This window comes from Acinetobacter sp. CIP 102136, assembly GCF_000369685.1.
Lineage (GTDB): Bacteria > Pseudomonadota > Gammaproteobacteria > Pseudomonadales > Moraxellaceae > Acinetobacter > Acinetobacter fasciculus.
Genome location: NZ_KB850142.1, coordinates 321,356 through 342,142 on the forward strand (window position 1 = coordinate 321,356; position 20,787 = coordinate 342,142).

Consider the following 20,787-nt stretch of genomic DNA (forward strand, 5'->3'; position numbering starts at 1 on the left):
AATTAAATATGGAAGTTATGCATGCTTGAGTACGTCAACGAGTTGTGGCAAACCTTTGTAAACCGCCCGGATTTTTGGGCCGTGCTCAGCATTATTCCAGTGACTGCATTTGTAACCTGGGCTCACGTCTGGATGGCGCTGAAAATGGTCTTTTATCCGATCAATTTTTGGGGTTTCCATCTCGGGCCTTTACCTGTGGGCTGGCAGGGGATTGTGCCACGCAAAGCTGGACGTATTTCAGGCATTATTACCGATAACACACTGTCAAAATTAGGCTCTATCCGCGAATTTTTACAGGCGATGGATCCGGATGATATGGCACGGATCATTGGCGAGCAGGTCGGTTTCGAACTGGAACATCTGATTGATGAAGTTATGATGGATCGCAATGCGGTGCTTTGGGAAAACCTGCCTTTTGCCATCAAACGCAGGATTTATGCACAAGCGCAAAAACAAATGCCGGCAATTTTGCGTGAATTAGTGACTGAGCTGACCATGAACGTCGAGTCACTTGTAGATATGCGTGAAATGGTAGTGAGCCAGATGGAAGGCGACCGTCGCTTGATGGTGCGTATGTTCCTGAAGGTGGGTCAAAAAGAGATCAATTTTATCTGGCATATCAGTGCCCTCATCGGGATGTTCTTTGGGATTTTCCAGATGATTGTCTGGTTTGTAGTGCCGTGGCACTGGACTGTACCGTTCTGGGCTGCGATCTGGGGCTTTTTGACCAACTGGATCGCGATCTGGATGGTCTTCAATCCGCTCTATCCACACCCAGTAAAGTACCCGCAATTCTTTGCCCGTACCACAAATCGCAAGTTTCCGTGGATTAAGCCGGTGATTCCTCGTATCGGCACCTATAACATACAAGGCGCATTTATGAAACGTCAGGATGAAGTCTCTGACGTCTTCGCAAGTGTAGTCACAGAAGACCTGATTACGTTAAAATCGATCATGACCGAGATGATGTATGGCGGCAGAAAAGACAAAACCCGCCGCATTATCAAACGTCATATTAATGAAATTATGGAAACACCCCTGGTTCGGACCTCTTTACAGCTGTCTTTAGGACCAAAAGAGTATGCAAAACTCAAGACGGACTTGATCGATCGCTCGATTGAAATTACGATGGTACCTGTATGCGACCCAGCATTTAATGCGAGCCGTGCACAGAAAATCTATCAAATGTTTAGAGACCGCATACGTGAGTTGACTCCGAAGGAGTTTCAGAATCTTTTACGTCCTGCATTTCAGGAAGATGAATGGATTCTGATTTTATTGGGTGGGGTAACCGGTTTTGTCGCGGGTTTAATCCATTTGTTTGTGGCTTTCTTATAATGAGATGTCGGGGGACACAATCGGGTGATTGTGGTCGTGGCGTCATACATATTGTTTAAATGAGGATGTTTATATATGCGCATTATCTTACTCGGACCACCTGGAGCAGGTAAAGGTACACAAGCTCAGTTGATCTGTAAGCGCTACAATATCCCACAAATTTCAACCGGTGATATGCTCCGTGCTGCAATTCGTGAAGGAACTGAATTAGGTCTACAAGCTAAAAGTGTCATGGACAATGGCGGTTTGGTTTCTGATGAGTTGATCATTGGTCTGGTGAAAGAGCGCATTGCGCAACCTGACTGTGTAAACGGCTGCATTTTTGATGGTTTCCCGCGTACCATTCCTCAAGCAGAAGCCTTGGAAAAAGAAGGCATTGCAATTGATCACGTGATTGAAATTGATGTACCAGATGAAGAAATCGTACAACGTCTTTCTGGCCGTCGTCAGCATCCTGCATCTGGCCGTGTCTATCACATCGTTTACAACCCGCCAAAAGTGGAAGGTAAAGATGACGAAACGGGTGAAGATCTGGTTCAACGTCCTGATGACCAGGAAGCAACCATTCGTAAGCGTCTAGGTTCTTACCATACTGAAACCGAGCAACTGGTTGGTTTCTACCAAGGCCGTGCAGCGTCTGGTGAAAATGCACCAACTTATGACAAGCTAAATGGTTTACGTCCAATCGATGAAGTTCAAACTGATCTTTTCGCGATTCTGGATCAGGCAAAATAATCGGCTGACGATGATTTTGACAATCGGAGAGCCCTAAGTCATATTAGGGCTCTTTTTTATTGCGTATTTGAACAGGGTACTTGTTGCTATGAAATTTGGCGTATTGGTGTTGATGGTAGTCTTTCTGGCAGTATTGGTAGGTCTGTTCTATTTCAGTTTTAAAATGCTCAACAAAGTACGTCAGGAAGAACGTGCTGAAAATGCAGCAAAGCGACCTGAGCGCCAGCTCCATCCAAAATTACAAGCCGAACTTGAACAGCGCAAGCAGCAGGAAAAGGCTGAACAAGATCAGGATAAATAATCCATAATAGTTCAGCTCAGCTAAGAATTTAGTTTGAACGAAAAGCACTCTTCTCATAGTCGATAAAAAGGTGACACATTGGTCACCTATTTTTATCCCAGCTTGATCACGCCGTTCTATTCAGCAAGCTCAATATTTTTCACTGCAATTTGGCGGGCTGCACCAAATTCAAACCGATCCGGCCAGTTACACACATCGGATACTACACATTCATGACATTTCGGTTTGCGCGCAATACACGTATAACGACCGTGTAAAATCAGCCAGTGATGTGAATCAATGATAAATTCCTTGGGAATGACTTTGACCAGACGGTGTTCAACTTCCAGCACATTTTTGCCAACCGCTAGTCCGGTACGGTTACCTACCCGGAAAATATGGGTATCAACCGCCATGGTCGGCTGACCAAAGGCCGTATTCAGTACCACATTCGCCGTTTTACGACCTACACCCGGCAGGGCTTCTAAGTCTGCACGATTGTCCGGTACGATGCTGTTGTGCTTCTGAATCAGCATCTCGCAGGCTTTAATCACGTTGACCGCTTTCGAGTTATATAAACCAATGGTCTTGATATATTCCTTCAAGCCGTCCACACCTAGCGCATAAATGGCTTCCGGTGTATTGGCGACTGGAAAGAGTTTGTCTGTGGCTTTGTTGACGCTGACATCGGTAGCTTGAGCAGAGAGCGTGACCGCGACCAGTAATTCAAAGGGATTGGAATAATTCAGCTCAGTTTTTGGGTTAGGCCGCTGTTCACGCAGGCGTTCAAAAAAGGTCTGAATCTGCTTTTTGGTCATGTTTTTAACGAGCTTGGCCTTTGCTGTGGTCATGTTCTATCCCTGTAAAGCCTGTAATTGCTGTGTCAGTTCTTCCAGTTGGGTGCGTTTTCGGGCATCTTCACGAACCGAAAGCTGTTTTTCCAGTTTTTTAATTTGGGTACGTAGTTTTGCCAGTTCAATCGTGGTCTTGGAATCGAAAGCTACAGGTGCATTCTCTGGCTTGCTCGCGACTTCAATCACAGGAAGTTGCTCATTTAAAGCAGAGAAACGGGCAAACAGGGCAGTATCGATTTCTGCACGGACCACAGGTCCCTTACGATCGGTACGCCGTTTTTCTTCACGCTGGATGTGCGCATAGTAACGCTGACGCAGATCATCCTGTTCAGCAAGACGCTGAGCTTCAGTCGGCAAGGGTTGTTGATCTTCAACCAGATCGATGCAGTCTACCGGACAAGGGGGAATACACAGCTCACAGCCAGTACAGAGGTCGGTCAGAATGGTATGCATCAGTTTGCCTGAGCCAATAATCGCATCGACGGGGCAGGCGCTAATACATTTGGTACAGCCAATACATTCATCTTCACGAATTACGGCTTTGATGCGCTGAGGACGACCATCGGCTTGAACTGGCCAGACACTTTCTTCTGCCACAAGTTTAGGGCGATTTAATAATCTAGCCAAAGCATCGGCAACAGGCTGTCCGCCCGGCACACATTTATTGGCATTTTCACCCTCAGCAATCGACTGGGCATAAGGTAAACATCCGTCACGATGACCACAGAGTCCACATTGGGTTTGAGGGAGTAAAGCATCAATCGATTGGACCAGAGAAATTGGCGAATTCATGAATAACCAGAGCTGCTCATGCTGAGCTTTGCAGTAAGTGAAACAAAATATGTCGAGTTATGCATTTTAACATATTTTTAAACTCCTAAGTCGTGCGCAATTAAGGGTCAAGTTATGCCTTATTATTAAGCATAAATCTGAATCTAAGCCTTGATTCAATGGGCATTTCCTGACATAGAAAAAATATTCATAATCAATATAAATATTTGTTATCAAATTAATTTTAAAGTATTTTCAAAAAAAGTATTGTAGATTAGTTACAAAAGATATTTAATATTTTGCGCCAAAATTTAACATTGATTGTAAATTTGACCAATTTTGATCCATTTTCTGCTGAGGATTAAGCGTTGAAATACAACACACTTAATGAGTTCCTAGATTACGTAAAATCACGTGATGCACACCAACCAGAATTTCTTCAAGCTGTCGAAGAAGTGATGACCAGTTTGTGGCCATTCATTCAAAAGAATCCACAATACGCAGCACATGGTTTGCTAGAACGTCTAGTTGAGCCAGAACGTGCGATCCAGTTCCGAGTTTCTTGGGTAGATGACCAAGGTCAGACTCAAGTAAACCGTGCGTTCCGCGTACAGTACAACTCAGCGATCGGTCCATTTAAAGGTGGTATGCGTTTCCACCCTTCAGTGAATCTTTCAATCCTAAAATTCTTAGGCTTTGAGCAAACATTTAAAAATGCTTTAACCACACTTCCTATGGGTGGCGGTAAAGGCGGTTCTGATTTTGACCCTAAAGGCAAATCAGAAGGCGAAATCATGCGTTTCTGCCAGGCTTTAATGATCGAGCTGTATCGTCACCTTGGTGCGAACACAGATATCCCTGCAGGTGATATTGGTGTAGGCGGTCGTGAAGTGGGCTACATGGCCGGCATGATGAAAAAATTAAGTAACGATACGGCATGTGTATTCACTGGTAAAGGTTTAACTTTCGGTGGTTCATTGGCACGTCCGGAAGCAACGGGTTACGGTACTGTGTATTTTGCTGAGGAAATGCTTAAGTCTCGTGGCGAAAGCTTCAAAGATAAAGTCGTTGCGATTTCAGGTTCTGGTAACGTCGCGCAATATGCTGCTGAAAAAGCAATGTACCTCGGTGCGAAAGTGGTTTCACTTTCTGACTCTGCCGGTACAGTTCACGTTAAAGACGGTTTCACTGAGGCGCTTCTTGCTGAAGTCATGGAACTTAAAAATGTAAAACGTGGCCGTATTTCAGAATTCGCGTCTAAACATGGTTTCGAATATCTTGAAGGACAACGTCCTTGGGGTATCAAGTGTGATATCGCATTGCCATGTGCGACTCAAAACGAACTTGATGCAGACGACGCTGCTCAGCTTCTTGCAAACGGTGTAATCTGTGTGGCTGAAGGTGCGAACATGCCTTCTACGCTTGAAGCGGTTGAGAAATTCGTTGAAGCGAAAATTCTTTATGCGCCAGGTAAAGCATCAAATGCAGGTGGTGTGGCAACTTCTGGTCTGGAAATGTCTCAAAACGCATTGCGTTTAGGCTGGACTTTCGAAGAAGTTGATGAGCGTTTACACGCAATCATGAAAGAAATTCACCGTAACTGTGTGAAATTCGGTACTAAAGAAGACGGTACTGTGAACTATGTTGACGGTGCGAACATTGCTGGCTTCGTAAAAGTTGCTGATGCAATGCTTGCTCAAGGCGTATTCTAAGTCTGACTTAGTCTAAGCTGAAAAAACCGGGGCTGTTGCCCCGGTTTTTTTATATCTGGTATTTTTAGCCTTAAAGAGCACCCTTAACTAATTCACGCTCAACCGCCATATCAAAAATATAGGCATATTTCGATTGATCAGCTGCCGTATGCTTAATTTCAAAACGTTTGACCCGAATAATCTGCCGTTCATTTGGTGAATGCCGAAAACCTTCAATCTGATCATAGAATAAAGTCCAGTCCTTATCGACCTGAGTTTTCAGGCCATTCTGATCATATTTCACTTCTTTGACTTGCAAGCAGCTTTGTTGGGTTACGCCGGTACATTGTTTGGTATCGGGGGAAATTTCCAGAAAAATTGTTTCAGCCTGTCCTTGGTATTTGGTTTCCGGAGTCATTTTCCCGATAAATTCATAGGTTTGACCATTTGCGGCCATCAACGTCAGGGTCGGCTTGTCAGGATCTGTGGTATTGAGCGTAAAAGGAATGTCACGCTTCTGTAAAAGTTGGCTGACAAAACGTTCCTGCTCCATCAATGCTGCATCACAGGCCATTTCAGTGCCTATAACTTCGCTGGTGGTGATGATATTGTTTTTGACTGACCAGGTCGTCCCGAGTCCATTACAGCCCGTCACGGCGCTCAGCCGGCCTTGAGCGTTGAAACTCAGTACAACGGGTCGTTCTAGTCCACGATTCAGTTCCCAGTAATAGGCTGGAAGAATCTGATCTGCATTTTTTTGTTGGATGGTGGCCACCGCAAGATCTCCAGCTCGTTGAATATCACTGGACTGACAGCCTGCAAAAGTTAAAGGCAATAATGCCAGCACAATAAATTTTAATTTCATGGACTTATAATGAAGTATATAAAGTTCAAACAATAATAATGGATGTATTGCAAAAAAATATGGATACATTTCGCAGCTTTGAGTTGCAAAATGTATCCATCATTAAGATTTTAGCGCTGAAGCAAGATTAATCGAAGCGGTAAATATCCATACCGAGTGAACCCATGGTGAAACTGCTATGTACCAGACTAAAACGCTGACCTGTGCCTATCGCAAAGAAAATCGGAGCAAAATGTTCCAGCGTTGGATGATTCCGTGCCATATGCGGAATATTGGACCAGTCCAGTACAGCATCATAATCATTGTGCGTCAGTTTATGCACCACAAAATTACGGAAGCCTGAGGCCCATTCGGGTACATCAGCAGCCGATCCATCCCAAGACAGTTCACGTAAATTATGGGTAATACTGCCCGAACCAATCAGCAGGATTTGCTGTTCACGTAAAGGTGCGAGACTTTGACCAATCTGATAAATTTCATCCGCACTCATCGACATGGGTAAGGAAATTTCTACCACGGGAATGTTGGCATCTGGATACATATGTAGCAGCGGCATCCATACCCCATGATCACGCGGACGAGTACTGTTGGCATGTGCAGAAAAGCCGGCATTGGCCAGCAAGCCTAAGACTTTCTCGGCCAATTCAGGATTTCCCGGTGCAGGGTAGCGTAATTGATAAAGTTCAGGCGGGAAACCACGAAAATCATGCCAAGTTTCTGGGCGAATTGCGCTACTGACTTCCAACGCATCACTTTCCCAATGCGCAGACATCACAATAATCGCTTCCGGGCGTGGCAGATTTTCGCTCAAACGATGCAAGGCAGGACCCACTTGCTCAGGATTCAGCGCCAGCATAGGAGAGCCATGAGAAATAAATAAGCCGGGCAACGTTTGTAAGTTCATAAGTCAAACCACATCTGGAAAGATACCTCAATAATGCATGAAAAATAGAAATAAGAGCAGGAGATATTATTCAACAAAACGTTGCATATAAAGAACGCTTCAGCAAAATCATTAGCCTGCCCGATGATAAGGATGGTTGTTATTGATGCTCATGGCACGATAAAGCTGCTCGATCAGCATGACACGTACCAGTGGATGCGGCAGGGTTAACTTGGAAAGTGACCAGTGCCATGCAGCAGCTTTACGCACGGCTTCTGAGTGACCATCCGGCCCGCCAATCGCAAGTGCTACATCATTGCCTTCCAGCATCCAGCCTTTCATGGTTTCAGCCAGTTTTTCGGTACTGAATTCACGTCCGCCCACTTCAAGCGCAATCAGGGTTTCATTCTGCTTGAGCGCATTTAAAATACTGTCGCCCTCAATATTACGGTATTTCAGAATATCCGCTTCAGAATCATTTTTCCCGCGCTTGGCCATCGGCAGTTCAATAATCTGGGTCTGTACAAAAGGCTGAATACGTTTGAAATAATCTTCAAAACCAGTCAGCACCCACGCTGGCATTTTTTGACCAATGGTTAGGATACGGATTTTCATACAGACAGATCAATAATTGGATACCTCATTATAACGATCAAACAACATGAAGTTGAGCAGGGAAACAAATTGAAATTGAAATGAGAGATTTAGTGTTGCTTTAATGTCCGTAGTTCAAGTATCCGCTTGATAAAGGAATGGAATAATAATAAATGCGGAACAGTGTCATGATAAAAGGATGTTGTACTGTGCTGCTGTTACTGATAGGCCTCATGGGGCCTAGTCTCTGTGCAGCCAATTCGAGCAAAAATGCTCAGGTCTCTCATCTGGAATTATTTTTTAGCCAGATCATGAGTGTTGATGAATACCGAAATTATAAAAATCTGAAAGAGCTGAATCGGGTATCTGCCTGGATTAAAGGGCAGATGCAGCGCTTTGGCATCCCATGCCAGTTTCAGGTCTATGTGGTCAATAACCTGAGCTACCGAAATGTCATCTGTAGTTTGGATACTCAAGCCAAAACCAAAATGGTAATGGGAGCACATTATGATGTTTTCAGTGCCCGATATGGGGCTGATAATAATGCCTCAGGTGTGGTGGGCTTAGTAGAAACAGCAAGACTACTCGCTTTACAAAAATCCAAGCTCAAACATAATGTCGAATTTGCTTTCTATACGCTTGAAGAGCCGCCTTTTTTCAAGACAGAACATATGGGCAGTTATATGCATGCCAAGTCTTTAAAAAAGCAGAAGCAGAAAATTGAGGGCGTGGTGATTCTGGATTCGATTGGTTATTTTGATGAACATCAGGTGCAGAGCTATCCGGTGGGATTAAAATGGATTTATCCACGACATGGCAATTTCATTGCAGCCATTGGGCATTTAGCCTCAACTGGCCTGACTGGAGATTATTGTGATGCCATGCAGCGTTTTAACCGTCTGGAATGTCAACGCTTTGTCAGCCCAAGTTTTGCTCAGGATATGAATTTCTCGGGCTATCTGAATTATGCCAAATTCAACTATTCGACCATGCTGATTACCGATACTGCGAGTTATCGTAATCCTTATTACAATACCGAATTGGATACCCTCGACAAGCTTGATCTGAACAAGATGACTCATGTGATTGATGGATTGGTTACGATGGCACTACAGCCATAATTCAGTTGTTTTATTCAATAACTCAATAAAAAACCCTGCCGAAGCAGGGTTTTTTATATGAAACATCAAGTCTTAATGACGCGCTGCTTTCGCTTCTTCTTTGGTTTTCACAATTGGTGCTTTAACCAAGGCTTTTGGCAAAGAGGTCAGTGCCAGCGGTAAAATCTCATCAATCGATTTTACGGCTTTAATTTCTAGACCTTCTTTGACATTTTCTGGAATTTCCGCCAGGTCACGTACGTTTTCCTGTGGAATGAATACCAGCTTGATGCCACCACGATGGGCTGCCAAAAGTTTCTCTTTCAAGCCACCGATACGCAGCGCACGACCGCCCAGACTGGTTTCACCTGTCATCGCGATATCCGGACGAATCGGGATACCCGTGAAAGCAGATACCAATGCTGTAGTCAAAGCCAAACCTGCCGATGGACCATCTTTCGGTGTTGCGCCTTCAGGTAAATGCACATGCACGTCGGTTTCTTCAAAGCGCGAGGCTTCGATGCCGAGTTCATCCGCACGGGTACGCACTACAGTCATCGCAGCGGTAATCGATTCTTTCATGACATCGCCAAGAGAACCGGTGGTAATGAACTTGCCTTTACCTGGGACTGCTGCAACTTCAATGGTCAGTAATTCACCGCCGACAGAAGTCCAAGCCAGACCATTTACACGGCCAATTTGCGCTTCTTCTTCCGCCATACCGTAGTCAAATTTATGTGGACCCAAGTAATCTGGAAGATTTCCTGCGGTCACTTCAACCTGAAGGTTTTTGGCTTTCTTGCTAACCGCTTCTTTTACCACTTTACGTGCAATTTTTGACACTTCACGTTCAAGGTTACGAACACCGGCTTCACGGGTATAACGGCGCACGATGTCACGAATCGCCTCTTCATGCACGGTCAATTCTTTGGCACGTAGACCATTGTTCTTGATTGCTTTAGGAACAAGGTAACGGTCCGCAATATTGACTTTCTCTTCTTCGGTATAACCCGGGAGACGAATCACTTCCATACGGTCCAGTAGGGCCTCAGGAATGTTCATGCTGTTCGCGGTACAGATAAACATCACTTCAGACAGGTCCAGATCCAAATCCAGATAGTGATCGCTGAACTTGTTGTTTTGTGATGGATCAAGTACCTCAAGCATCGCAGAAGCCGGATCGCCACGGTAGTCTTGCGCCATCTTGTCGATTTCATCGAGCAGGAACAACGGGTTTTTTACACCCACTTTAGTCAATGACTGCACAATTTTACCTGGCATCGCACCGATATAGGTACGACGGTGACCGCGAATTTCCGCTTCATCACGCACGCCGCCCAGTGCCATACGCACGAACTCACGACCAGTTGCTTTGGCAATTGATTCACCGAGTGAAGTTTTACCCACACCTGGAGGACCAACCAGACACAGAATCGGGCCACGCAATTTTTTCACGCGTGACTGAACTGCCAGATATTCCACAATGCGATCTTTGACATCGTCCAGACCATAATGGTCTGCATCCAGAATTTCCTGTGCTTTGCTCAGGTTAATGCTGACTTTGCTGGCTTTATTCCATGGTGTATCCAGAATGACTTCCAGATAGTTACGTACCACAGCAGCTTCACTTGAAGCAGGCTGCATCGCTTTTAATTTACGGAATTCAGCTTCTGCTTTTTTACGTACATGCTCAGGCAAATCTGCTTCAGCCAGACGTTTTTCAATTTCAGCGACATCGTCTTCCGCACCACCATTCATATCAGAAAGCTCGCGCTGAATGACTTTCATTTTTTCATTCAGGAAATATTCGCGCTGGTTCTTTTCCATCTGACGTTTAACAGAATCATGCAGGGTTTGCTCAATCTGTTGTTCTTCAGACTGTTGCAATAGATAAGTCATCAGCTCAGTCAAATGCGCTTCGAATTCGTCATGTTCCAGGAATTTCTGTTTGACATCAATATTCAAGGGAACACGGGTTGCGACGAAGAACAATAACTGTAATAGATCTTCAATTTTGTTGGCTGCGGTGATCAGTTCACGCGCATTACGAAGTTTCGCTTCTGCATATTGAGCGAAAAGCGCACGTAATTCCTGCAAGCGCACAGCTTGGGTGTCTGCATCGACGCTCACCGTCATTGGGCTGAGTTCATGCTCTGCTGTCAGATACTCAGTTTCGTCAATGATAGTTTTCAGCTTGGCACGGTGCAGGCCTTCGATCAGGACTTTAATACAGTTTTCATCATTTTCGTGATTCACAACTTGCACAATCTTCGCGACAGTACCGTATTGATATAAATTGTCGTGATCAATTTCTTCTGTAAGCGAATCTTTTTGCGCAACTACAAATACTAGATTGTCACTGTTACGAGCCACATCAACTGCATTGATCGATTTTTCACGACCGACAAACAGCGCAATTTGCATATGTGGATAAACCACCACATCACGCAGCGCCAAAAGGGGTAATACACTTGGAACCTGAGGCTCTAAGGTTTCTTGATTCATAATAATTTCAGACATGAGCACTCCTAATGAGTGACAACGGTGTTGCCATGCTTTTAATAGTGATGGGTAATTTTAAAAATACAAGGGCAGTTAAGATTAAATTGTATAAAAAATGACTAATTATGTGATTTTAAAGTAGTTAGCAAGGATAAAATTGCAAAATTAACGTTTGAACTTTATAAATATTGTCGGGGTGATTAAAGCATCAAGGGGCTGATCCCATGGTTCACGTTTTAACGGCTGTGCCAGCAGTTGAAAGTCATGTGCCAGCCCCAGACGGAACGGACGCCCAGGCGCAGAAGCCAAGGTACGATCATAAAAACCGCCGCCCATCCCAATCCGTGTGCCTGAAGTATCACAGGCCAATAGCGGCATGAGTAATAAATCCAGGTTGGAAACATGCACACCACGGGTGCTCATGGGCTCTCGCATACCCAGCCGATGATGGGCAAAGCGCTTGTTATGATATTGATGCTGGGTGATCCGGATCCAGACCAGCTGCTGATTCATGTCGCAAATCGCTGGTAGATACACCTGTTTGCCCAGTTTAAAACAGCGTTCAATAATCGATTGGGTCTGAATCTCCCCAAAAGCATGCAAATACAGGCCAATACGTTGGGCATGAATAAATTCTGGACTGCGGATCAGGCGGTTTAAGACTTTTTGTGCGGACTGCCTTTGCTCAAATTTAGAGAGATGACGACGCGTTTTACGAAGGTATCTTCTTAATTCCTGAATGGTCATAGGGCAAAAAGCATATGCAACAAAATTGTGCTCTAGTCTAAGTGGGAATTCTGGAAAAGTAAAAAATAATTATGAGCTGAAATTTCATATGATTCCATATCTGGTTATTTAAATTCGGCTAATTTTGCCAGCAGTCTCAAAGTTAAAAAACTAAAAAAGTATTTATATCACTAATTTTTTTAATATCTCGAAACGGTCAATTCATTTTCTTTGATTCACGATTTTCCAAGCAATCCATCGTTCAGTGACAAACTCTGGAAACGCATCAGTTTAAGCACTTTGAAACAGCTTTCGATCAATAAAAATACAATTCTAAAGTAGGTTTATTCTGTTTTTTGGTGAAAGATAGACAAGGGATCATATGACTATTCTCGACTGATATATGAAACACATTGTGCTTAGGCAGAGCGTGTAAGACCTAAATCAATGGAGATTGAACATGATGAATATTGCGAAGAACACCATCTGCCTTTGGTACGATGACGATGCCGAAGGTGCAGCACGATTTTATGCAGAAACCTTTCCAAACTCCTCAGTTGGCGCGATCAATCTTGCACCCGGAGATTATCCCTCCGGAAAAGAAGGCGATGTTATCACCGTCGAATTTACGGTGATGGGCGTTGCCTGCATTGGACTGAATGGTGGCCCTGACTTTCAACACAATGAAGCATTTTCATTTCAGGTGGCGACTGAAGACCAAGAAGAAACAGACCGATACTGGAATGCCATTGTTGGCAATGGCGGTCAGGAAAGCGAGTGTGGATGGTGTAAAGACAAGTGGGGTATTTCCTGGCAGATTACGCCAATGGTCCTGATCAACGCCTGTAACAGTCCTGACCGTGCTGCGGCCAAGCGCGCATTTAATGCGATGATGACCATGAAGAAAATTGATGTTGCCGTGATTGAAGCCGCTTTTCGTGGTTGAGTGACAGAGATTATCCGTAATTTCAGTGAATATTACTGGGTAGCCTTATTTACTTCAATATTTGAAACCTCTCCTTTTATATTTCCTTTCGATCATCTCCTGTGTGCCTATATGCATCTTGGGTTAAAACCCCCTTAAGCCCGGCATGGAGTACCTCCAATTTTATTACTAGCCCAAGATATAAGCTGAATGGTTCCCTTAAAGGTTCATTAATAGATAGGCTTTTATATCAGTGTCGTACAAGTTGGAGAGATGTAGCTCATGCAATATGAGTTCCAGAATAATTTTTGCACTGAATTGAAAACAGGCTGAACCAAAAACAACCATCCAATGAAATTCTCCCTAATTTATACATCTTAAATTTTATTAAGACATTGAAAATAAAATAAAAATTAAACTGGCATAAGTTCTGCATAACTGTATTCAAACTTGGATACAAGATTGGATACAGAATGCTTCATCAGAAAATGATCGGCTGGACAGTCCGAAAATGGCGCGATGCCGATCAGCCAAAACAGCTTCAACTGAATCATCTTGCTCAACGCACTACCCATGTTGAGGTGGGTGAACTTGTCTGGATTCCGGTTGCGAATGCTGCACCTCTTCAAGCAAAAAACGATGCATTTAAAAAAGCTGTATTTGCGGACGGTATGTATCAAAGGCTACGACACAGAGCAGCGAACATAGTCGATAGCGGCTTTATATACAGCAGCTGAATCAGAAAACAACGAAATAGACCCATTCAGCAGATTCAAAAAATAGAGAGAATAAAAGGGGATTCACATGTTTAAAACTGTACTGATTGCAAATCGCGGCGAAATTGCTATTCGTGCCATTCGCACATTAAAAAAAATGGGTATAACCAGTATAGCCATCTATTCAGAAACGGACCGTTATGCACAGCATGTGATTGATGCAGATATTGCAGTGTCCTTAGAAGGTACCAAACCGAGTGATACCTATTTAAGTATTGAAAAGCTGATTGCCGCAGCCAAGAATACCGGGGCCGAAGCAATTTTCCCAGGTTATGGTTTTCTGTCAGAAAGTGCTGACTTTGCCCGTGCCTGCGAAGAAAATAATATTGCCTTTATGGGGCCAACACCGGAGCAGATTCTGGAATTCGGCTTAAAACACAGGGCGCGTGAACTTGCTGCAGCTGCCAATGTACCCATGACTCCCGGTACAGGTCTGCTAAATAGTCTGGACGAAGCTTTGGCGGAAGCTGAAAAAATTGGTTATCCAATTATGCTGAAAAGCACAGCAGGTGGTGGTGGAATTGGCTTGACCCGTTGTGATGATGCCGAGGCACTTCGGGAGGCTTATGAAAGTGTAAAACGTCTGGGCGAGCAGTTCTTTAAAGACGCAGGGGTATTTTTAGAACGCTTTATCGATAAAGCCCGTCATGTCGAAGTTCAGATTTTTGGGGATGGTCAGGGACAAGTCGTGGCTTTGGGTGAACGGGATTGTTCATTACAGCGCCGTAATCAGAAGGTTGTGGAAGAAACACCAGCGGCACAGTTACCTGAAGCAACCCGTCAAAAACTGCATCAGGCGGCAGTTGAACTGGGTAAATCGGTGAAATATCGCAGTGCCGGTACGGTTGAGTTTATTTACGATGCAGCACGTGACGAGTTTTATTTCCTTGAAGTGAATACCCGTTTGCAGGTAGAGCATCCGGTGACTGAAATGGTGACTGGACTGGACCTGATCGAATGCATGTTGAAAGTGGCAGCAGGCGATACTCTGGATTGGAAGCATCTAAGCAGTATTCAGCCTCAGGGTGCAGCGATTGAAGTACGCATCTATGCCGAAGATCCGGTGAAAAATTTCCAGCCGAGTCCAGGGATTTTGACGGATGTCTTTTTTCCGGAAGATGTCCGGGTTGATACCTGGGTGAGTACCGGAACTGAAATTTCCCAATACTTTGACCCAATGATTGCCAAGATTATTGTGCATGCTGAAGACCGTGATATCGCCATTCATACGCTTAAATCAGCTTTAGCTGAAACTCGCCTGAATGGTATTAGTACCAATCTGGATTATGTGCATACTGTTATTTCAGATCCACGTTTTGAACAGATGCAGATCTGGACACGCATGCTGGATGATTTCAAATATGTGCCGAATGTGATTGAGGTGATTCAGCCGGGTACACAAAGTTCGATTCAGGATTATCCGGGTCGTGTCGGGTATTGGGATATTGGTGTACCGCCTTCAGGCCCAATGGATGATTATGCCTTCCGGCTGGCCAATAAAATTGTTGGGAATGTCGAGGCCGCCGCCGGGTTTGAATTTACCCTGCAAGGTCCAATCCTCAAATTTCATGCAGAAAATATCATTGCTTTAACTGGCGCACCTTGTCCGGTAAGTCTGGATGATGAAGCAGTAAATTTCTGGCAGCCTATTCAGGTAAAAGCAGGCCAAACCCTAAAAATTGGACAGGTTGAATCCGGATGCCGGACCTACCTGGCTGTACGAAATGGTCTGAATGTGCCGGAATATCTGGGTAGCCGTTCTACCTTTGCTTTAGGTAATTTTGGTGGACATGCAGGCCGAGTGTTACGGGCTGGTGACATGATTAAGATGGTGAATCCTGAGCTGCCGGCCGATGGTCTACCTTTAGCGATTGCAGAACCTGAAGTTTTGGCAACAGATCTGATTCCAAGTTATGGCAAGGAATGGAAAATTGGTGTGCTCTATGGTCCGCATGGCGCTCCTGATTTCTTTAAAGCTGAATATATTGAGGAGTTTTTTGCATCAAGCTGGAAAGTGCATTTTAACTCGAACCGATTGGGTATCCGTTTAACCGGACCGACGCCAAACTGGGCGCGTGAAAATGGCGGTGAAGCGGGTCTGCATCCATCCAATGTACATGACTGTGAATATGCCATTGGTGCGATTAACTTTACCGGTGATTTCCCGGTGATTTTAGCCAAAGATGGTCCGAGCTTGGGCGGTTTCGTTTGTCCGGTAACCATTGTCAAAGCTGAACTATGGAAAATTGGACAGCTGAAAGCCGATGACACGATTAGCTTCTATCCAATTTCGGTAGAACAGGCCAATGCGCTGGAGCGGCAGCAAATTCAAACCCTCCAAAACTTTGCCAAGGCAGAGATGCCCTACGAGGCTGAAGTCGTGGCAGTTCAAGCAGAAAGTATTCTGGCATTGCGTGAAGCTACACCAGATGCACCAAAAGCTGTATATCGTCAGGCAGGTGACAGTTATATCTTACTGGAATATGGTGACAACGTACTGGATTTGGCCCTACGCCTGCGCGTACACCGCTTGATGCAACTGATCCGTGAAGCTGATCTTGACGGTATCCTGGAATTATCACCTGGTGTGCGATCCTTGCAGATTAAATATGATGGTCTGCGTTTGAGCCAGCAGCAACTGATTCACTTCCTGCTTGGTCTTGAAGAACAGATGGGTGATTTACGTGACATTAAAATACCTTCAAGAATTATCCATTTACCCATGGCCTTTGAGGACTCAGCGACTCTGGGTGCGGTTGAGCGTTATCAGGAAAGTGTCTGTGCCAAGGCCCCATGGCTACCGAATAATGTCGATTTTATTCAGCGAATTAATGGTCTAAACACTCGTCAGCAAGTTAAAGACATTATTTTTGATGCCAATTATCTGGTTTTGGGGCTAGGAGATGTGTATCTGACCGCACCTTGTGCAGTACCAGTCGATCCGCGCCACCGTTTACTGAGTTCCAAATATAATCCGGCCCGTACTTTTACCGCTGAAGGTACAGTCGGGATTGGTGGCATGTATATGTGTATTTATGGCATGGACTCACCGGGTGGCTATCAGTTGATCGGCCGTACCGTGCCGATCTGGAACAAGTTTAAAAAGAACAAACAGTTTGGCGATCAGCAATGGTTCTTACGCTTTTTTGACCAGATTAAATATTATGAGGTCACTGAGGCCGAACTGGACCAGTTCCGCGCTGATTTCACCCATGGTCTGGCAGAAATTAAAATTGAGGAATGCGAGTTTGACTTTGCAGCGTATCAGGATTTCCTTGCTGCAGAACAGGACAGCATTGCCGCCTTTAAAGCGCAGCAGCACGCTGCTTTTAGCACCGAAGTTGAACGCTGGAAAGACGAGTTTGATGCACCTGTAGAAATAGAAGTGCTGCAGGATGATACCGATTACAGCCAGTATGTCCCTCTCAACGCCTCTATGACCGGCAATATCTGGAAGATTTTTGTAGAAGCCGGGCAGATTGTGAAAAAAGGCGACACGGTGGCCATCATCGAGGCCATGAAAATGGAGCTGCCGGTCTATGCTGACGATGATGGCATTGTCAAAGCCATTATCTGCCGTTCTGGTCAGACCGTGCATAGTGGTGAGCCACTGGTCTATATGGAGTAATGGATTGAGCCATGACTATTGTTCGCAATCCAAGTACTAAAGCGACAGGAAAAAGCTCAGACAATCTGTCTGAGCTGGTTTTCCAGAAAATTAAAAATGACATTTTTGACTTTAAGCTGATGCCGGGAGAGCGCTTTACCGAATCGGAAATTGCTGAAAGCTATGCCGTAAGCCGTACACCCATCCGGCAAGCTTTGTATCGCTTGCAGCAGGAAGGTTATGTCGAGGTGCAGTTTAGAAGTGGCTGGAAGGTTCGGTCACTAGACTTTAAAGTTTATGAAGAACTGTATGATCTGCGGATTTTATTGGAAGGTTATGCAGTCGAACAACTTTGTCAGATGCCCAAAGACCAGTTGCAGGTTGCTCTGGCTGTTTTGATTCAAACCTGGTGTATTCAACCAGAACAATATATCTATGATCTCAGGCGGTTATCTGTAGAAGATGAAGCATTTCATTGTCATTTGGTATTGGCAGCCGGCAATGCAGAAATGGCAAAAATACATAGTGAGATCAGCGAAAAAATTCGGATCATACGCCGTCTAGATTTTTCCAAAGATTATCGGGTTACAGCGACCTATGCCGAGCATCAACAAATTTTAAAGGCGCTGCTTGCCCAAGATGCAGTCGCTTGTCTTTCTATATTAGAGGCTCATATTCGACACAGCCGTAATGAGGTAAAAAAAATTACTCTGGAAATGTTATCCTGCCGTCCTGCGTAAGTTAGTCAGGATAAATTTATTTTTATAGCAAGATAAATATCAGACTTAACTCAAAATTGATAACCAATTCATAACCAGAAAAAACAAGAACCCGCTAGTGGCATCTCAAATTGTTTTTTAAAGTAAGTTGAGGATGATAATAACAAGAGATAAAAATGCTTCATCAGCCTATTCAACTTTTACTTACAGGTGCCAGCTGTGCACTTCTCCTAACCATGACTGGATGTACCATGCCTTCCAAGTCGCCTATCAATGACAGTTATGGTTCCCAGCCACATTTGCCCAAACCAAAATCAAGCTTGCTGCCTACAGTCAATATGGCGCCCGCCAAAGGTTGGCCTGAAGGTAAAATGCCGACACCCGCGACAGGTTTAAAAGTTCAGGCATTTGCCAAAGGGTTGCAGCATCCGCGCTGGCTATATGTATTGCCGAATGGTGATGTGCTGGTGGCCGAAACGGATGCACCACCCAAGCCCGATGATAGCAAAGGGATCAAAGGAAAAATCATGAAATGGGTGATGCAACGTGCAGGTTCATCGCACCCCAGTGCCAACCGCATCAGTCTGCTTCGCGATAGCAATGGAGATGGGGTGGCTGAACAAAAAATCGTATTTTTACAGAATCTCAATTCTCCATTTGGCATGGCACTGGTCGGCAATATGTTGTATGTGGCGAATACTGATGCCCTAATGCGCTTTCCTTATCAGAACGGTGCGACTCAAATTACAGCAGCCGGTACCAAGGTGCTGGATTTACCGGCAGGCCGTTTAAACCATCACTGGACCAAAAATGTCATTGCCAATCCTGCCGGAAGCAAACTCTATATCACGGTGGGTTCCAACAGTAATGTCGCTGAAAATGGCTTAGAGCAAGAGCAGGGCCGGGCACTGATCATGGAATTTGACATAGCCAGTGCTCAAGCGCGACCTTTTGCCATCGGACTGCGTAATCCGAATGGCATGGATTGGCAACCTAAGAGCGGCACACTTTGGACAGTGGTGAATGAACGTGATGAGCTCGGTAATGATCTGGTTCCTGATTACCTGACCTCTGTCAAAGAAGGTGCTTTTTATGGCTGGCCCTATAGTTATTATGGCCAACATGTAGATACACGGGTCAAACCGCAAAAACCTGCCTTAGTTGCGCGAGCAATTCCACCGGATTATGCATTGGGCAATCATACAGCTTCATTGGGCTTGGCCTTCTATAGGGCAGACCTGATGCCTCAATATCGAAATGGAGCGCTGATTGGTCAGCATGGTTCATGGAACCGCAAACCGCATAGTGGCTATAAAGTGATTTTTGTTCCCTTTCAAAATGGGCAACCGATGGGCCCACCTCAAGATGTCTTGACTGGATTTTTAAGTGATCAGGGCGATGCATATGGGCGACCAGTCGGTGTGGCGGTAGATTCCTCCGGTGCCATTTTGGTTGCTGATGATGTCGGTGATGTGATTTGGCGAGTATCAGCCTTGAGTACACTAGCTGCAGTAAGTAAATAAAGGTCTAGGGATTCAAGATTTTATTCAGATCTGAATCTATGGAAAGTAAAAGTTAAAGCAAAGACTGTTTCATTCAAACGTCAATATTTTGATTGAAAATATGCAAAGGTTAGCGGATTTAAAATAATTTTTAAGCTTCATTTAAGCTGGCTGAATTAGGCTTTCAGGATATTTTTACGCGGGATTACAGCATGTACAGAGATTCTGCTGATCCCATTAAAAATATCTAAATCTTAGTACCAGTTTTAAGTGCCCATAAAAACTGGATATAAAAATTTAAAACATGGCAAAAGAGGGTTTTAAAAATGAAATCAATTATTGCATTTATCTTCCCTTGGTCATTATTTATGACCCTTCATCGACCAGTCGAAGCGACAGTGTGCTTAATGCTTCAAATTTCGATTTTAGGCTGGATTCCTGCTGCAATCTGGGCGATGCATATTTTATATCGAGATAAAATTGCCTAAAAAATAGGGGAGTGAGTTACCAAAAACTTTTTCATCTTTATTTAACTTAAAGCAATTTAGATTTCTTTTTTTAATTTAAAAGAGTTCATTTTCATGCAAGATGATTATTACATCAATAAAATGAATCTGGAAGAATGTTCGAGAGAAAGACTATAAAATTAAAATAAGAGGAAATTCAGGAAAAATTATAATTATATTTTGAAAAAGAAATTGAAGTACTCCGAAGATGCCGCTGCATGTGTCGTTACCCTGAACCCGATGAGTTCAAGGAGGATGCGACGTATACTTGCTGGGTTTCCCATACGGAGATGGGCATACACTCTAAATATACAGAACACACCCATAAGTGTTAGTATCGGCAGGGGAATAGACCCGCTGGCGAACACCTCAGAGTTAAGTTAATTATAAACAATAATCCCGGTGTGGCAACT

General features: G+C 44.3%; 18 protein-coding genes and 1 other RNA gene. 11 read left to right on the forward strand and 8 right to left on the reverse strand.

The genetic code is table 11. The annotated features are described in order from the left end of the window. Positions 1-21 precede the first annotated feature (21 nt). The 3 genes from F893_RS06980 to F893_RS06990 all read left to right on the forward strand — a co-directional run bounded on the left by F893_RS06980 (position 22) and on the right by F893_RS06990 (position 2,374). Positions 22-1,338 (forward strand): DUF445 domain-containing protein, encoded by a 1,317-nt coding sequence (locus F893_RS06980; RefSeq protein ID WP_004279487.1) that lies wholly within the window; start codon positions 22-24, stop codon positions 1,336-1,338. 75 nt (positions 1,339-1,413) lie between these two features. Then, positions 1,414-2,073 carry an adenylate kinase gene (adk, locus tag F893_RS06985; protein WP_004279488.1) on the forward strand — a complete coding sequence of 220 codons (660 nt, stop codon included), beginning with the start codon at positions 1,414-1,416 and terminating at the stop codon, positions 2,071-2,073. A gap of 88 nt (positions 2,074-2,161) precedes the next feature. Further along, on the forward strand, positions 2,162-2,374 hold the full coding sequence (locus tag F893_RS06990) for a hypothetical protein (RefSeq protein ID WP_004279489.1): 213 nt from the start codon (positions 2,162-2,164) through the stop codon (positions 2,372-2,374). Between the two features lie 116 nt (positions 2,375-2,490). Here the strand turns inward: F893_RS06990 and nth are convergent, their stop codons facing one another. After that, entirely contained in the window at positions 2,491-3,204 is a 714-nt protein-coding gene (gene nth / locus F893_RS06995; RefSeq protein ID WP_004279490.1) for an endonuclease III, read from the reverse strand. Positions 3,205-3,207: 3 nt separating this feature from the next. Further along, positions 3,208-3,999: an RnfABCDGE type electron transport complex subunit B gene (locus tag F893_RS07000; protein ID WP_004279491.1), complete on the reverse strand. Its 792-nt coding sequence runs from the start codon at positions 3,997-3,999 to the stop codon at positions 3,208-3,210. Positions 4,000-4,346: 347 nt separating this feature from the next. On the opposite strand from F893_RS07000, the gene gdhA reads away from it, so the two are divergent. Next, a complete protein-coding gene (gene gdhA / locus F893_RS07005) occupies positions 4,347-5,690 on the forward strand; it encodes an NADP-specific glutamate dehydrogenase (RefSeq protein WP_004279492.1) in 1,344 nt (447 codons plus the stop codon). A 70-nt stretch (positions 5,691-5,760) separates the two neighbouring features. On the opposite strand, the gene F893_RS07010 is transcribed toward gdhA, so the two are convergent. From F893_RS07010 to rlmH, 3 genes are all read right to left on the reverse strand, one after another. Continuing rightward, positions 5,761-6,534, reverse strand: a complete 774-nt coding sequence (locus F893_RS07010) for an META and DUF4377 domain-containing protein (protein ID WP_034436014.1) — start codon at positions 6,532-6,534, stop codon at positions 5,761-5,763. Positions 6,535-6,661: 127 nt separating this feature from the next. Beyond that, the gene (locus F893_RS07015) at positions 6,662-7,438 is read right to left on the reverse strand and encodes a DODA-type extradiol aromatic ring-opening family dioxygenase (RefSeq protein WP_004279494.1); all 777 of its coding nucleotides are present in this window, start codon (positions 7,436-7,438) and stop codon (positions 6,662-6,664) included. A gap of 111 nt (positions 7,439-7,549) precedes the next feature. Beyond that, positions 7,550-8,032, reverse strand: a complete 483-nt coding sequence (gene rlmH / locus F893_RS07020) for a 23S rRNA (pseudouridine(1915)-N(3))-methyltransferase RlmH (RefSeq protein WP_004646335.1) — start codon at positions 8,030-8,032, stop codon at positions 7,550-7,552. A gap of 167 nt (positions 8,033-8,199) precedes the next feature. On the opposite strand from rlmH, the gene F893_RS07025 reads away from it, so the two are divergent. Next, positions 8,200-9,132, forward strand: a complete 933-nt coding sequence (locus F893_RS07025) for a M28 family peptidase (RefSeq protein ID WP_004730218.1) — start codon at positions 8,200-8,202, stop codon at positions 9,130-9,132. 72 nt (positions 9,133-9,204) lie between these two features. Here F893_RS07025 and lon read toward each other — a convergent pair whose 3' ends face one another. Then, positions 9,205-11,631 carry an endopeptidase La gene (gene lon, locus F893_RS07030; protein ID WP_004279497.1) on the reverse strand — a complete coding sequence of 809 codons (2,427 nt, stop codon included), beginning with the start codon at positions 11,629-11,631 and terminating at the stop codon, positions 9,205-9,207. Between the two features lie 147 nt (positions 11,632-11,778). Further along, entirely contained in the window at positions 11,779-12,360 is a 582-nt protein-coding gene (locus F893_RS07035; RefSeq protein ID WP_004279498.1) for a 5-formyltetrahydrofolate cyclo-ligase, read from the reverse strand. Positions 12,361-12,802: 442 nt separating this feature from the next. Between F893_RS07035 and F893_RS07040 the strand changes: the two genes are divergently transcribed. The 6 genes from F893_RS07040 to F893_RS17375 all read left to right on the forward strand — a co-directional run bounded on the left by F893_RS07040 (position 12,803) and on the right by F893_RS17375 (position 20,356). After that, complete coding sequence (locus F893_RS07040; RefSeq protein ID WP_004730215.1) at positions 12,803-13,285, forward strand: VOC family protein; 483 nt, start codon at positions 12,803-12,805, stop codon at positions 13,283-13,285. Positions 13,286-13,737: 452 nt separating this feature from the next. Then, entirely contained in the window at positions 13,738-14,001 is a 264-nt protein-coding gene (locus F893_RS07045; RefSeq protein WP_004279500.1) for a hypothetical protein, read from the forward strand. 67 nt (positions 14,002-14,068) lie between these two features. Then, positions 14,069-17,668, forward strand: a complete 3,600-nt coding sequence (uca, locus tag F893_RS07050) for an urea carboxylase (RefSeq protein WP_004279501.1) — start codon at positions 14,069-14,071, stop codon at positions 17,666-17,668. 11 nt (positions 17,669-17,679) lie between these two features. Continuing rightward, positions 17,680-18,387, forward strand: coding sequence for a GntR family transcriptional regulator (locus F893_RS07055; protein WP_004279502.1), 708 nt, complete (start codon positions 17,680-17,682; stop codon positions 18,385-18,387). A 215-nt stretch (positions 18,388-18,602) separates the two neighbouring features. Next, complete coding sequence (locus tag F893_RS07060; RefSeq protein ID WP_228127853.1) at positions 18,603-19,889, forward strand: PQQ-dependent sugar dehydrogenase; 1,287 nt, start codon at positions 18,603-18,605, stop codon at positions 19,887-19,889. Positions 19,890-20,194: 305 nt separating this feature from the next. Beyond that, positions 20,195-20,356 carry a YqaE/Pmp3 family membrane protein gene (locus F893_RS17375; protein ID WP_004279504.1) on the forward strand — a complete coding sequence of 54 codons (162 nt, stop codon included), beginning with the start codon at positions 20,195-20,197 and terminating at the stop codon, positions 20,354-20,356. Positions 20,357-20,569: 213 nt separating this feature from the next. Here the strand turns inward: F893_RS17375 and ssrS are convergent. After that, positions 20,570-20,753, reverse strand: a non-coding RNA gene (gene ssrS, locus F893_RS17380) — 6S RNA. Between the last annotated feature and the right edge of the window lie 34 nt (positions 20,754-20,787).